This is a genomic window from Pseudomonas sp. (assembly GCF_049645325.1).
Classification (GTDB): Bacteria; Pseudomonadota; Gammaproteobacteria; order Pseudomonadales; family Pseudomonadaceae; genus Aquipseudomonas.
In genome coordinates this window covers 1-14985 of sequence record NZ_JBARTQ010000352.1, presented here as the reverse complement: position 1 = coordinate 14985, position 14985 = coordinate 1, and the positions used below count along the sequence as shown (strand labels likewise).

11 protein-coding genes and 1 pseudogene are annotated in these 14985 nt (G+C 62.1%); 6 read left to right on the top strand and 6 right to left on the bottom strand.

Annotated features, from left to right (window positions below; translation table 11 throughout):
* A pseudogene (locus WBB95_RS15600) lies at positions 1-170 on the top strand (hypothetical protein); the annotation flags it as partial.
* 1 nt (position 171) lies between these two features.
* Here the strand turns inward: WBB95_RS15600 and WBB95_RS15595 are convergent.
* Positions 172-771, bottom strand: coding sequence for an NAD(P)H-dependent oxidoreductase (locus tag WBB95_RS15595; RefSeq protein ID WP_424488404.1), 600 nt, complete (start codon positions 769-771; stop codon positions 172-174).
* Positions 772-854: 83 nt separating this feature from the next.
* Between WBB95_RS15595 and WBB95_RS15590 the strand changes: the two genes are divergently transcribed.
* Both WBB95_RS15590 and WBB95_RS15585 read left to right on the top strand, forming a co-directional pair.
* Positions 855-1457 carry a TetR/AcrR family transcriptional regulator gene (locus tag WBB95_RS15590; protein WP_424488403.1) on the top strand — a complete coding sequence of 201 codons (603 nt, stop codon included), beginning with the start codon at positions 855-857 and terminating at the stop codon, positions 1455-1457.
* A gap of 110 nt (positions 1458-1567) precedes the next feature.
* Positions 1568-1945: a hypothetical protein gene (locus tag WBB95_RS15585; RefSeq protein ID WP_424488402.1), complete on the top strand. Its 378-nt coding sequence runs from the start codon at positions 1568-1570 to the stop codon at positions 1943-1945.
* A gap of 46 nt (positions 1946-1991) precedes the next feature.
* Here the strand turns inward: WBB95_RS15585 and WBB95_RS15580 are convergent, their stop codons facing one another.
* Positions 1992-2663 (bottom strand): GNAT family N-acetyltransferase, encoded by a 672-nt coding sequence (locus WBB95_RS15580; protein WP_424488401.1) that lies wholly within the window; start codon positions 2661-2663, stop codon positions 1992-1994.
* A gap of 56 nt (positions 2664-2719) precedes the next feature.
* The gene (locus WBB95_RS15575; protein ID WP_424488400.1) at positions 2720-3604 is read right to left on the bottom strand and encodes a LysR family transcriptional regulator; all 885 of its coding nucleotides are present in this window, start codon (positions 3602-3604) and stop codon (positions 2720-2722) included.
* A gap of 114 nt (positions 3605-3718) precedes the next feature.
* Here WBB95_RS15575 and WBB95_RS15570 point away from each other — a divergent pair, with 114 nt between their 5' ends.
* From WBB95_RS15570 to WBB95_RS15560, 3 genes are all read left to right on the top strand, one after another.
* Complete coding sequence (locus WBB95_RS15570; RefSeq protein WP_424488399.1) at positions 3719-4936, top strand: MFS transporter; 1218 nt, start codon at positions 3719-3721, stop codon at positions 4934-4936.
* Between the two features lie 81 nt (positions 4937-5017).
* Positions 5018-5869, top strand: a complete 852-nt coding sequence (locus WBB95_RS15565) for a CAP domain-containing protein (protein ID WP_424488398.1) — start codon at positions 5018-5020, stop codon at positions 5867-5869.
* Between the two features lie 174 nt (positions 5870-6043).
* Positions 6044-8230 carry a response regulator gene (locus tag WBB95_RS15560; protein WP_424488397.1) on the top strand — a complete coding sequence of 729 codons (2187 nt, stop codon included), beginning with the start codon at positions 6044-6046 and terminating at the stop codon, positions 8228-8230.
* A gap of 2 nt (positions 8231-8232) precedes the next feature.
* Here WBB95_RS15560 and WBB95_RS15555 read toward each other — a convergent pair whose 3' ends face one another.
* The 3 genes from WBB95_RS15555 to treS all read right to left on the bottom strand — a co-directional run.
* Complete coding sequence (locus tag WBB95_RS15555; protein ID WP_424488396.1) at positions 8233-9399, bottom strand: GGDEF domain-containing protein; 1167 nt, start codon at positions 9397-9399, stop codon at positions 8233-8235.
* 50 nt (positions 9400-9449) lie between these two features.
* A complete protein-coding gene (gene glgB / locus WBB95_RS15550; RefSeq protein ID WP_424488395.1) occupies positions 9450-11687 on the bottom strand; it encodes a 1,4-alpha-glucan branching protein GlgB in 2238 nt (745 codons plus the stop codon).
* Positions 11684-14985: maltose alpha-D-glucosyltransferase (treS, locus tag WBB95_RS15545; RefSeq protein WP_424488394.1), on the bottom strand; the 3302-nt coding region annotated here is incomplete at its 5' end. The genes treS and glgB, both read right to left, overlap by 4 nt.

The following is a 14985-nucleotide window of genomic DNA, read 5'->3' as shown; positions in this document are numbered from 1 at the left end:
ACACCGAAGTCAAAAGCATGCGCGGGATTCAGATTGTCATCGACGAACTGCCAGGCATGTGCCGCAAAACGCGACAATCGATCCCGGCGGCGATTCGACGGGGCATGGAGAAACGCCCGGAAATCGCCTACCGCTTGCTGGATGCCCACGACCTGTTTCGCGACAGTTGAATCACCCCACCACTGGCTCGCGCTGAAACAGCCGCTGCCCCAAGGCGCGGGCGGTATTCAAGTGCGCCTGCGCAGTGGCGCTTTCCGACTCCAGCAGCAACTCGGACGTCACCACCTGCGCCCCGCAATAATCAAAGATCCCGTAATCAATCTGTGTGCGCATGGCCTTGGCGTAACCGTGACGGTCAAACGCACTTTCATCCGCCGCACCCAGCGCCAACAGGTGCACCTGCAAATGGCGCAGTTTTTTCACCACGGGGCTGTCCGGGCCGTAGTCAATCGCCCAGCCGTTGACGAACACACGGTCGATCCAGCCTTTGAGCAGGCCCGGCATGGACCACCAGTAGATCGGGAACGCCAACACCAGGGCGTCGGCGCGATCGATGCGGCCCTGTTCGGCGCGCACATCGGCCGGAGGGTTGGCGCGGGTGCGGTGCACCAGGTGGTCGGCGGCGGTGTAACGCGGGTCGAAACCTTCACCGGCAAGGTCGGCGATTTCGACAGTGTGACCGGAGGCCGTGAGGCCGGCGGCGACCTCTGCGGCCAGGCTGTGCGTGAGGGATTGCGGGTCGTGATGAGCTACAACGATGAGTGCGTGCATGACATTAAGTCCCTTTCGGTTTAGGCTGCGCCTAAGCTACTTTTAGTAAGTTACACTCACTAAGTTACTTTTGGTATATAAGCATGTCAAGCAGCGAATCCCCTGCCCCCCGCCGCCGTTTATCCCGTGAAGATCGCCTGCGTCAGTTGCTCGACGTGGCCTGGCAACTGGTGCGCGAAGAAGGCACCGAAGCCCTGACCCTGGGCCGCCTGGCCGAGTTGGCGGGCGTGACCAAGCCGGTGGTCTACGACCATTTCGTCACGCGTGCGGGCCTGCTGGCCGCGCTGTATGAAGATTTCGACGGGCGCCAGAACCAGGTATTTACCGAGGCGATTGAGGCCAGCGCGGCGACGCTGGATGATCGGGCCTGGGTGATCGCCTCCTCCTATGTCGACTGCGTGTTGCTTCAGGGCCGGGAAATTCCTGGGGTGATCGCCGCGCTTAGCAGCTCGCCGGAGTTGGAAACCCTCAAGCGCCGGTATGAAGCGATCTTTCTCGACAAGTGCCGCGAAGCCCTGGCGCCGTTTGCACCGCAAGGCGAGGTTTCACAGGCCGGCCTTCGGGCCATGCTCGGCGCCGCCGAAGCCTTGTCCCACGCCGCGGCCAGCGCTGAAATCAGCCGTGAAGAGGCGCAACAGGAGCTGTTGGCGACAATCCTCGCGATGGTCAACCGCGCACGCGGTTAAAAGAATGTTCATGGCCCGAGGAATAAAGGCGCGTGACGGGTGTTTACCTGAGTACACCTTGTGACTCTCGCACAAGGCACTCAATACCAAGAAAACCCCAGGAGCTCGTCATGTTGAAAAAACTCTCCCTCGCCGCGGCCGTCATGCTGGCCTGCGCCTCGTCCATGGCCTTCGCCGGCCCCGCCAAAATCGCCGACAGCGCCAAGGGCAAAGTGCTGGTGGACAGCAAAGGGATGACCCTCTACACCTTCGCCAAAGACAGCGCCGGCAAATCCGTGTGCAATGGCCAATGCCTGGCCAACTGGCCGGCGTTCAGCGCCTCGGCCGGCGCGAAAGATGCCGACGGCTACACCGTGATCCGCCGTGACGACGGCAGCCAGCAATGGGCCTACAAGGGCCAGGCGCTGTACACCTGGGTCAAGGACAGCAAGCCGGGTGACATCACCGGTGATGGCGTTGGCGGCAATTGGAACCTGGCTAAGCCGTAGGGCCTGACCGGCAATAAAAAACCTCCCGACGGGAGGTTTTTTGCTTTCAGCCCTGGCGCGCATTCACAAACAACCGGACCTTGCGCGTGAGCTGATCCAGGTGCCGGTCACGTTGTTTTTCCGCGTCCACCATCGCGCGTTTGCCGTGTTTTTGCAGCAGGTAGGTGTGAATCTGCCGGACTTCCAGCGAGTTGTAGATGGGTGCCACCTCTAAGACCCCCATCAGCCCGTCGGTGCCGTAGTTGCGTGTGTTCATCAACACTTGCGTGCCGCGCGCGCCGCGTACTTGGAAGCCCAAGGCCTCGAATGTCGGCACCTTCTCGACCGCGCACGCCAACTCGGCGTGGGGGTAGTGTGCCAGTACCTCCTGCAGCATCGCGCGCGCGACGCCCTGGCGGCGAAGCCCGGCGTGCACCGCCATGAAGGCGATTCCACAGGCTTCAGGATCGTCTTTGACCGGCAGGTACAGGCAAAAGCCAATCACCTGCTCTTCATCCATGGCCACCACCAGTTCTACGGCGATGCCCTTCGCGCCGCTCAAGGCGTCGAGGTAGAGGTGCACCTCAAAACCGATGGCGTATTGATAGATGTTATAGAGCAGGTTGCTCGGTGGCAGTGCGACGCTGCTGATGTCGGTGAGGTTGTCCACGACCATCTGCAGGATCTGGGCATTGATGGGCTCGGGGCACGGTGTGGTGTAACGGGTAAGGCTGAACATGCACATTCCTGAAGTTTTGCGGCAAGGCAGTGGCGATTGTACCTGCTGTGGCCGCGTCATTGTCCGCACACCTCGCGCAAACAACTGCGCAGCCAACGGTGGGCCAGGTCGGCGTCCTGGCGAGGGTGCCAGAGCATTGCCACGGTGAAGGCCGGCAGCAAGACCGGCAGCGCGAAGCTGTGCAGTCCCGCACGCTGGTTGGCCGCATAGCGTTCGGGCACGCTGGCGATCAAGTCGGTGTCACGTGCCAAGGCGATGGCGGTGGCAAACCCGGTGACGACAGTGGTGATTTCACGCGTGAGGCCCTGGGCTTGCAGGGCGTCATCGACCTGGCCACGTTCCAGCCCGCGCCGTGAGACGTAGACATGCTGACCCTCGGCAAACCGCTCTGCGCTGACCTCTCCGTGGCTCAGAGGGTGGCCGCTGCGCACCACGCCGACCAAGCGATCGCGAAACAGTGCCTGGGTCAGTACCTCGGGGCTGGCGCCGGCGTCGACCACACCGATGGAGAGGTCGACGCTGCCTTCGCGCAGCAAGGCATAGTCCTTGTCTGTCTTGTCGACGAAGCGCAAGCGCACACCGGGCGCCTCTCGGGCGATGCGCGCCAGCAAGGCCGGGCCGAGGTTTTCGACAAACTCCGCGCTGGAACGCAGCGTGAACGTGCGCACCACTTGGCTCATGTCCAACGATTGCGCGGGGCGCAAAACCGCCTGGGCGTCCTGCACCAACCGGCTGACCTGCTCACGCAACGCCAGCGCGCGCGGTGTCGGCACCAAGCCGCGGCCCGCGCGCACCAGCAATGGGTCGCCGGTGGTCTCGCGTAAGCGCGCGAGGGCCCGGCTCATGGCTGAAGGGCTGAGGCGTAGGCGTTTGGCCGCCGCCGCCACGCTGCCCTCGGTGAGTAAAACGTCTAGCGTGAGCAGCAGGTTGAGATCGGGCATCGGTAATCCTTATCAGGCGTTTAGCACACGTATAGAGTGCAACCCATGCGCCTTCCGCCATGTTAGACGACGACGTAAATTGGCGACAGTCGCGTTTACTCAAGGAAAATGCCCATGAAACCTTCCCCCCCACGCGGCAGCCTCGTCAGCCTGTCCTTGTCGATGTTGCTGGCCTCGCTCGGCACCAGCATTGCGAATGTCGGCCTGCCCAGCCTCGCGCACGTCTTCGACGCCTCCTTCCATGCGGTGCAGTGGGTGGTGCTCGCCTACTTGATGGCGATCACGGCAGTGATCGTCAGTGCCGGCAGGCTGGGTGACCGGCTGGGGCGCCGCCGCGTGTTGCTCACCGGCTTGCTGCTGTTCGCCGTGGCCTGCGCGCTGTGCGGCGCTGCGCCGTCGCTTGAGTGGCTGATTGCCGCGCGTGTCCTGCAGGGCTTGGGCGCCGCGACAATGATGGCGATGACGCTCGCCATGGTCGGCGACACGGTAACCCCGGAACGCACTGGTCGCGTGATGGGTTTACTTGGCACGATGTCGGCGGTCGGCACTGCCATGGGGCCCAGCGTTGGCGGGTTGCTGCTCAGCCTGTGGGGCTGGCGGGCATTGTTCCTGGCGGGCCTGCCGCTGAGTGTGGTCGCCGCCGCCCTCGCCTTTGGTTATTTACCGGTTGATCGAGTTGCCGCTACTGCAGCTGCGCGCGAATCATTCTTTAGCGTCTTAAAAGACCCGGGCTTGCGCGCCGGGTTGGCGATGAGTGCATGGGTGTCGGCGGTGATCATGGCCACTTTTGTGGTCGGGCCGTTTTACCTGTCCCGTGGCCTGGGGCTCGAGCCGGCCTGGATGGGCCTGGCGATGGCCGTTGGGCCTTGTGTCGCCGCGCTGAGCGGCGTGCCGGCCGGGCGCCTGACCGACCGCCTCGGCAGCCCGCGCATGACCCTCACTGGGCTGGGCGTCATGGCCCTTGGCGCGCTCTCGCTGTCACTGGCTTCAGGGTTGGTTGCTTACCTCGCGGCGCTGGTCATCCTGACGACGGGCTACAGCCTGTTCCAGGCCGCCAACAACACCGCTGTCATGAGCGATGTGCAGCCCTCGCGGCGCGGCACGGTCTCCGGTCTCCTGAACCTGTCACGCAACCTGGGGCTGATTTTCGGCGCCTCGGCACTCGGTGCAGTATTTGCCTGGGCCTGCCCCGACGTGACCCAGGCTGAGGCGCAAAACGTGGCGAATGGCCTGCACGTGACCTTCGGCGTGGCGCTGGCCTTGATTGCCGCCGCCAGCACCATCGCCTGGCGCCGTCTCAGCGCTGTGACCTGCCCGCAGAACACCCGTTGAGGCAAAAAAACAAAAAAGGCGTTGCGCCAGACCGGGTTACATCGCGCATCATGGGCACTTTCAAGCTCAAGGGTAACGTCCATGCGCGTGCTGTCATTGATGATGGGTCTTACGACGCTGGCCGCCAGTCTGGCGTTCTGCGCCAGCGCGATGGCGAATGAAGAAAGTCAGTTGGTGCAACAGATCAATCAATACCGCAGCCAGGTACAGCGCTGCGGTGACCAGGGTTCCCAGGAACTCCCGCCGTTGACCAGCGATACACGGTTGGTGCTGCCGGCCACCAACGTGGGCGACTTGCAGCAGGCCTTGGCACGGGCCGCGTACCCGATGGTCAACGTGCAGGCCATCAGCCTGTCGGGCCCGAAGGATGCGCAGGCGGCCATGAAGGCCGTGCGTGAAAGCTTCTGCCGCGTGGTGCTCGACCCGCAATTTGTCGACATCGGCGTGAGCAACAGCGGCCAGGACTGGCGCATCGTGCTGGCCCGCCCGCTGCTCACCAGCGGCCTCGGCGATTGGCAGACCGAAGGCAAGCAAGTGCTCACCCTGATCAACGCCGCCCGTGAACAGCCACGCCAGTGCGGCACCCAGGCGTTCACCGCGACCACGCCGTTGTCGTGGAACGACGACCTGGCCAACGCGGCCAACAGCCACACCCGCAACATGGCCAACGGCAACTTCTTCGACCACCTCGACCACGACGGCCGCACTCCAGGCGACCGCGCCGAGCTGGCCGGGTATATCGCGAAGAACATCGGCGAAAACATCGCCGCCGGCCTCGATACCCCGCGCAAAGTGGTGGACGGTTGGCTTGCCAGCCCCGGCCACTGCGCCAACCTGATGAACCCGCAATTTCGCGAGTTGGGCGCCGCGTATGCAATGGACCCCAAGAGTGACGCCGGGATCTATTGGACGGGGGTTTTGGGCGCACAGTAATGAGCAAATAATCGACTAGACCTGCGTGGAGTTGATCACTTCACGCAGCAGAGGCATCAAATTGCCATCTCATGGATAATTGCACTGAACTGGCAGCGGTCATTCCGGTCTGTTGCTGGATGCCCTGACGCAATCAGGTGCCCTCAAGACCGCTGTATACAAGGTGTTCACCCCATGATGAATTGGCTGCAAAGCAGCAGCGACATGGCCGAGCAGGTTCGCCTGCATGACTGGGCCAGTACGCCGCTGGGGCCCCTGGATCAATGGCCCGACGTGCTCAAGACCACTGTCGCGTTGTGCTTTGCCTCAAGCTTTCCCCAGTCAATCATTTGGGGGCCTCACCTGGTCACGCTCTACAACGATGCGTTTATACCTATTCTTGGCGATAAACCTTACTCATTGGGGCGTGCTTTCAGCGAGATCTGGCATGAAGTCTGGGATGACCTCAGCCCCATCGCCAACGCCGCCTTCGAGGGCCATGCCACCTACATCGAAAACTATCCGTTGGTGATTGAGCGCGGCAACGGGCCTGAGCAGGCTTACTTTACGTTTTGCTACAGCCCCATCCGTGACCCGAGAGGCACGGTCGTTGGCATGCTCGACACCGTCACGGAAACCACCGCCACCGTATTCCTCAACCGTCGTCTGGCGGTGCTCGACGCAATCGGCAGCGCCGTGGCCAATGCCACCGACGCCGAAGCGATCATGACCTGCACCACGCGCCTGTTGGCCGAACACCTGCAGGTGTCCATTTGCGCCTACGCCGACATGGACGCCGATGAAGACGGGTTCACCATTCGCGGCAATTGGGCAGCGCCCGACTCACCGAGTATCGTCGGGCGCTACAGCCTGGCAGCGTTCGGCCCGTTGGCCGTGAGTTGTCTGCGCGCAGGCGAACCGTTGGTCATCGGCGACAATCGCGTGGAGCTCTGCCCCGAAGAAGCCGCGCCCTATCAGGCACTGGGGGTCACGGCCACCGTGTGTTTCCCGCTGACAAAGAACGGTCGCCTGACCGCGCTGATGGCGGTGCATCAGAAATTCGCACGCACCTGGTCGCCTTATGACCTGGCCCTGGTCGGTGAAGTCACCGAGCGCTCCTGGGCACACATCGAACGTGTGCGCGCCGACGCGGCCGTGCGCGAGGGCCTGGCGGCGATCACCGAACTGAACGCCACCCTGGAACAGCGCGTAGAAGAACGCACCACGGCACTCGCCCAAACCGAAGCGGCGCTGCACCAGTCGCAAAAACTTGAGGCCATCGGCCAGTTGACCGGCGGCGTCGCCCATGACTTCAACAACTTGTTGACCATCATTCGGTCCTCAGTGGATTTCCTGCGCCAGCCGGGGTTGTCCGACGTACGCCGTGAACGCTACATGGGCGCCGTTTCAGACACCGTCGAGCGCGCCAGCAAGCTGACCAGCCAACTGCTCGCCTTCGCCCGCCGCCAGCCACTGAACCCGGAAGTCTTCGACGTCGGCCAGCGCGTGCAGAACATCGGCGAGATGCTCGAAAGCGTGACCGGTGCGCGTATCCATGTGCAGATCCAGTTACCCGAACGGCCATGCTACGTACGCGTGGACTCCAGCCAGTTTGAAACCGCACTGATCAATATCGCACTCAATGCCCGCGACGCCATGGAAGGCCAAGGCACCTTGATCCTGCGCGTTGCTCACGTGGTCGAACTGCCACGCATTCGAGGCGACGCCCCGGCACCTCAGCCGTTCGTAGCTGTTTCACTGACCGACACCGGGACAGGGATCGACGGCGACACCTGCGAGCGCATTTTTGAACCGTTCTTTACCACCAAGGCGGTGGGCAAAGGCACCGGTTTGGGCCTGTCCCAAGTCTTCGGGTTTGCCAAACAGTCCGGCGGCAACGTCGACGTCGCCAGCACCCTTGGCCAGGGCACCGTGTTCACGCTGTACCTGCCCGGAGCGCAACCGGAGGCTTTTCAGGCCGCTGCGCCGCAGGAAGAGCAAGGCCCTGCCCACGACACCACCCTGCGCCATATCCTGATCGTGGAAGACAACCTGGACGTCGGCCGCTTCGCCAATCAAATCCTGCAGGACCTGGGCTACCAGACCACGTGGGCCACTGATGCCGAGCAGGCATTGGCCCTGGCCGGCGCGGAGGTGGCCGCCTTCGACGCCATATTCTCGGACGTGGTAATGCCTGGCATGACGGGTGTGGCGATGGCCAAGCTGCTGCGCCAGCGCCGCCCCGACTTACCCGTGGTGCTCACGTCAGGCTATAGCGAAGAATTGGCCGAGAGTGGCTACGAAGGGTTTGAATTCCTGGCCAAGCCCTACTCTGCCGAGCAGGTGGCCCGGGTGCTGGCCAAGTCGATGCGCAACGACTGACGCTATTCCGCCACGGCAACTTGGTTACGGCCCATGGCTTTGGCACGGTATAGCGCCTTGTCGGCGGTGTTCATCAGGCTGTGCAGGTCCTGGTCGAGACTGCGGGTAGTGGCGACGCCGAGGCTGGCGGTCAGGCCATGGACAGGGTCGGAAACCAGGCCCGAAATCGCCTTGACCAGTTGTTCGGCGATACCCCGCGCGGTTTCCAGCGACGTATTGGGCAGCAGCACCGCAAACTCTTCCCCGCCGAGCCGCCCAAACACATCCGCCTGGCGAAACGACGCGCTGATCACCCCGCCGATCTGGCGCAATACCTGGTCACCGGCCTGGTGGCCATAGGTGTCATTGATAGTCTTGAAATGGTCCATGTCCATCATCAGCGCACACAGTGGTTGCTGGTGATGCTGGCATTGCGCATACAACAACTGCGCATGTTCGAAGAACGCGCGGCGGTTCATCAGGCCGGTGAGCTCATCGGTCTGGGCCGCGCGCGTGGAGATGTTGTGGGCCCGTTCCATTTGCCGGGTCAGACGAAAGGCTTTTTCCAGCGCGTCCGACAATTTGCGCGTGGCACTCACCACGAACGTCGAGAACACCAGCACCGCAATGGCCACGCCCACTTGCATCGGCGCGGGCTGGAACAACAGCCACAGGGTGCAGGGAAACAGCACCAGGGCCATCGAGCCGAGCGTCATGTAGCGATAAGCCGAATAACACGAGACCGCGCTGACCGACATGCCCACGGTAAACAGCATGACCAGCACCTGGGACACGCGGTCATCGGTGGGCATCACCGCCAGCGCACCGATGCCCCAGACACCGGCGGACAACATCAACGTGACCCAATAGCGGCGCTCCCAACGCTGGGGCGTGCGCTCGTTGTTTGGGCAACGAAACCACCCCATGAACATCTTCACCCGCAACAGTGACGTCACCGCCAGCACCACCAGCCAGACCAGCATGACGTTATGGTCAAAGCGGTCCCAGCACAGCCAGCACAGCATGATAGCGGCGAGGTAGCTGCCAAAAATGGCGGAGAACGATTGACGAAAGAGCTGATGCAAACGGTCCGTTCGCACCTGCTCCTCGATAAAACCATCCTGGTCCTGCCCATGCCCAAGGCTGTTCATGAGTTCCGCCTGATTCGACTGCCATGACAAAGGCGCCATTGTGGCACCCTGCCAGCAGCGCGGACAACAGAATCCACCACGGCAGAGCCTTAAAGCACTTCCGGCCGCAGAATCAGCACGCCCAACGGCGGCAAATTCAACGACAGCGATACCGGCTGCCCATGACGCGGCTCATCCTGGGTGAAGACCTCGCCACCATTCCCGTAGTTGGAGCCGGCGTACAACTCGGCGTCACTGTTGATCACCTCGCTCCAGCGCCCGGCAAACGGCACCCCAACGGAATACGCCGCACGCGGCACCGGGGTGAAGTTAGCCACGACCAACACCGGTTTGCCGTCCTTGCTCCAGCGCAACCACGCATACACGCTGTTGATCGCGTCGTCGCCGATCAGCCACTGGAACCCTTGGGGCGCATCATCCTGCTCATGCAGCGCCGGTTCTTCGCGGTACAGGCGGTTCAGGTCACCGACCAGTTTCTGCACGCCCCGGTGCTCGGGGTATTGCAGCAAGTACCAGTCCAGTTGCTGGTCGTGGTTCCACTCGCGCCATTGGCCGAATTCGCAGCCCATGAACAGCAGCTTCTTGCCCGGGTGCATCCACATGAAACTCAGGTAGGCGCGCAAGTTGGCAAACTTCTGCCAGCGATCGCCGGGCATCTTGTCGATCAGCGAGTGTTTGCCGTGCACCACTTCATCGTGGGAAATCGGCAGGATGAAGCGCTCGGACCAGGCATACACCAGGCCGAAACTCAGCTCATTGTGATGATGGGCACGGTACACCGGGTCCTGCTGGATGTAATGCAGCGAATCGTGCATCCAGCCCATGTTCCACTTGTAGTTGAAACCCAGGCCACCTTGCTGCGTGCTCTGGCTGACACCCGGCCATGCCGTGGATTCCTCGGCAATCACCAGCGCGCCCGGGGCTTCCAGCGCCACCACATCGTTCAGGTGGCGCAGAAAGTCGATGGCTTCAAGGTTCTCGCGGCCGCCGTGGCGGTTCGGCACCCACTCGCCGGCCTTGCGTGAATAGTCGCGATACAACATCGACGCCACCGCATCCACGCGCAGGCCGTCAACGTGGAAATGCTTGAGCCAGTGCAACGCCGACGCCAGCATGAAACCGTGAACTTCAGTGCGGCCCAGGTTGTAGATCAACGTGTCCCAGTCCTGGTGAAAACCTTCCAGCGGGTTGGCGTACTCGTACAACGCAGTGCCGTCGAACTGGGCCAGGCCATGGGTATCGGTGGGGAAATGCGCCGGCACCCAATCGAGGATCACGCCAATATTGGCCTGGTGCAGGGCGTTCACGAAAAACCCGAAGTCTTCCGGCGAACCAAACCGCGCGGTCGGCGCAAATTGCGACAACGCCTGGTAACCCCATGAACCGCCGAACGGATGCTCCATGATCGGCATCAGCTCGATGTGCGTAAAGCCCAACTGCTGCACGTACGGAATCAAGCGTTCAGCCAGTTCGCGCCAGCCGTATTGGCGTGACACTTCACCGGCCTCGTCCAGCTCGCACTGCCAGGAACCCACGTGCAGTTCGTAGATCGACAGCGGCGCGCTGGTTTTTTGCCGCTCGGTGCGCGACTGCATCCATTCGTGGTCCTGCCAGTCGACCTGCAAAGGCGCCGCGACTTTGGACGCGGTGTCGGGCGGCAACTGCGTGGCAAGCGCCATGGGGTCGGCCTTGAGCGGCAGGATCCCGTTGGCGCCGAGAATTTCATACTTGTAGGCCGCGCCCGGTTGCAGGCGTGGGATAAAGATCTCCCACACGCCCGAAGGGTGGCGCAGACGCATCGGATGACGGCGGCCGTCCCAGATATTGAAATCCCCGACCACCGAGACACGCCGTGCGTTCGGCGCCCACACGGCAAAACGCACGCCGTCGATGCCGTCGACGTTGGTGACTTGCGCCCCCAGGCAACTGCTGAGGTCGCGGTGATTGCCTTCGGCAAACAGGTACAGGTCCATCTCGCCCAGCAACAGCTGATTGAAGCTGTAGGGGTCTTCCGTAATTTGCTCGCCACCGGCCCACTGGATTTTCAGCAGGTAGCCCTGGCGCGTGTTGAAATGCCCGACAAACAAGCCCGGCACCTGCGTCGCCTCAAGGCTGCCGATCTGCTCGCCACTGTCGCGCGCGAGTACCTGCACACTCAAGGCTTCCGGCAAGAATGCGCGGATAAACTGGCCACCGTGTTCATCATCGTGCGGCCCCAGAATCGAGAACGGGTCGTGATGCTCGGCGCGTACCAGCGCTTCGACGTCCTTGGACGCCGGCATTGCAGTCAACTTAGGCTGCAGCGGTTCTTTATGTGTAAAGCTCATGACGTCTCCCCACCGCGTGCAGTTTTCGATATAGAGGTGAGCCCGCTGAGCAGGCCGTGCAAACCTTGCAACGGCACCGGCAACCAGGTCGGGCGGTTTTCTGCTTCGTAAGCCACTTCATACGCGGCCTTCTCCAGGCTGAACAACGTCAGCGCGGCGTCCTGGCCTTTGGCATCCTGCCAGTCATGCGCCAGTGTAGACGTAGCCTGATGATAAGCCTGGATAAAAGCCTCACGCGCTTCATTCAGATACCGTTCGGTCACGCGCTTGCGCGCCCTATCGGCTTCCGGCGAATGATCCACGCCTTGCACATTCAGGGCCATGGCGGCGGCGTAATCGAATGAGCGCAACACACCACTCACGTCTTTATACGGGCTGTGCTTGCCGCGCCGTTCGTGCAGCGGCCGCGCGGGCTCGCCTTCAAAGTCGATCAAATAGGCGTCGCCCTTCACAACCAATACCTGCCCCAAGTGCAAATCTCCATGCACACGAATACGCAACCCACCCAACGTGGCCTTCGCCAAGCGTTGTACCTCGCTGACGATGGTTTTTTTCTGCGCCAGCAAATCACTGACCAATGCCTGATCGGCGGGGTTCAATTGGTTTTGATGAAGCTTGAGCAACTGCAACGCGCGCTCGAGCTGTGCGCCCACGTCCCTGGCCCATGCCTGGGTATCCTTGGCCGTGGTGGCTTCGGGTTTGAAGTCCTTGTTGGCGGTTTTCGCGGCCAGTACCCCATGCATTTCACCCAGGCGCTGGCCGAGCAAGCCGGCAAAATCCTGGAGTTCGCCGAGGGCGTTGTAATGCTGTTCCTGCTCGGAAATGGCTTCAGCCAGCTCGTCACGGATGGCGCGTTCGAGGTTGTTCTGGGTCCAGCTCCAGGCGTCGCCCTGGTTGCTCAAATAGCCTTGGGCAATCATCAGCAGGTTGTCCTGCCCTTCCCCGTCGCGGCGAATCATTGAGCCCAGCAGCGGCGAAATGTTCGGGTAACCGGCTTCGGTCAAGTAGGCGCTCATTTCCAGCTCCGGGTGCACACCGGCGCTGACTTTGCGGATCAGCTTGAGCACCAGGCTTTCGCCCACCACCACCGAGCTGTTGGACTGTTCGGCAGACAAATAGCGCACTTGCGATTCATCGTTCAGTTGCAATTTGGCCAAATGCGGCGTGGCCTCAAAGCGCAGCTCACCGTCGCTGGAATTCAGCAGCGTACCGGCCTGAAGGCCCTGGATCACCGCGCGAATGAAGTGTTCAAGGCTGAAGGCATCGGTGACCAACCCGACCTGACGCACCCGGCGTACACGGGCCAATGCCAACTGCTGTGGCAAGGCGCTGGTGAGCTGGTCCTCGCCAAGAAAGCCGAACGGCAACTGGTAACGGCTGACTTGGCCGCCCGCGGTGACCTCCAGCTCGCTGAGCAGCACCGGGTGTTGCGGGTCGCCAAACCGGACGCCGTACGCAATGCGCACGCTGTCGATGGCCGTGTCTTTGCCGGCAAACCAACGGCGCTTGGGCAGCCAGGCGGGCAGTGACGTGTGCTCCAGTGTGGTGCGGCACGGTTCATCAAGCAGCTCTTCCATGCGTTTTTTCAGCACCAATGTGGTGAAGTCCGGAATGCTTTGCGCCGGTTCCACATGCCAGCTGGGCATCTGGTTTTCCGCCGCCAGTACAAACCAGTAGAAACCGTAGGGCGCCAGGGTCAGCAGGAAATTCAGCTGGCCGATCGGCGGAAAGGCGTTACCGCCGAGCATCTCCACCGGCACCATGCCGGCGAAGGCCGACAGGTCCAGCTCTGCCGCCTGGGCGCTGCGCGACACGTTGGCCACGCACAGGATGATTTCCGTGCGCCCGTCTTCGCCGGTGAATTCGCGCGTGTAGGCGAGAATGCGGCGGTTGCTCGGCGACAGCATTTTCAGGCTACCGCGGCCAAAGGCCTTGGATTGCTTGCGCACCGCCAACATGCGCCGGGTCCAGTTCAACAGCGAATGCGGGTCCTGGGCCTGGGTTTCGACGTTGACCGACAGGTAGCCATATTGCGGGTCCATGATTGGCGGCAGCACCAGGCTTGCCGGGTCGGCGCGCGAGAACCCGCCATTGCGGTCGATGGACCACTGCATCGGCGTGCGCACGCCGTCACGGTCGCCCAGGTAAATGTTGTCCCCCATGCCGATTTCATCGCCGTAATACAGGGTTGGCGTGCCAGGCATCGACAGCAACAGGCTGTTGAGCAATTCCACGCGACGACGGTCGCGCTCCATCAACGGCGCAAGGCGCCGTCGAATACCCAGGTTGATCCGCGCGCGACGGTCTGCGGCGTAGTAATTCCACAGGTAGTCGCGTTCCTTGTCGGTGACCATTTCCAGGGTCAGCTCATCATGGTTGCGCAGGAAGATCGCCCACTGGCAGTTCGCGGGAATCTCCGGGGTCTGGCGCAAAATATCGGTGATCGGAAAGCGATCTTCCTGGGCCAGGGCCATGTACATGCGCGGCATCAGCGGGAAGTGAAAGGCCATGTGGCATTCGTCACCGTCATCACCCTTTTTGTCACCGAAATACAACTGCGTGTCTTCCGGCCACTGGTTGGCTTCGGCCAGCAGCATGCGGTCGGGGTAATGGGCGTCGATTTCGGCACGAATCTGCTTGAGGACGTCGTGGGTTTCCGGGAGGTTCTCGTTGTTGGTGCCGTCGCGCTCGATCAGGTACGGGATAGCGTCCAGGCGCAAGCCGTCGATGCCCATGTCCAGCCAATACCGCATCACTGACAGCACGGCTTTCATGACCTGCGGGTTATCGAAGTTAAGGTCCGGCTGGTGCGAGTAGAAACGGTGCCAGAAGTACTGGCCGGCGACCGGGTCCCAGGTCCAGTTGGACTTCTCGGTGTCGAGGAAAATGATGCGTGTGCCATCGTATTTCTGGTCGTCGTCGGACCACACGTAGAAGTCGCGCGCAGCCGAACCCGGCTTGGCCTTGCGCGCACGCTGGAACCAGGGGTGCTGGTCGGAGGTGTGGTTGATCACCAGCTCGGTGATGACCCGCAGACCACGTTGATGCGCCTCGGCGATAAAGCGCTTGGCGTCGGCCATTGTTCCGTAGTCGCTGTGCACGCCACGGTACTCGGCGATGTCGTAGCCGTCATCGCGGCGTGGCGAGGGGTAGAACGGCAACAGCCAGATGGTGTTCACGCCGAGGTCGGCGATGTAGTCGAGCTTGGCGATCAGGCCGGGAAAGTCACCGATGCCGTCGTTGTTGGAGTCGAAATAGGATTTGACGTGGACCTGGTAGATCACTGCGTCTTTGTACC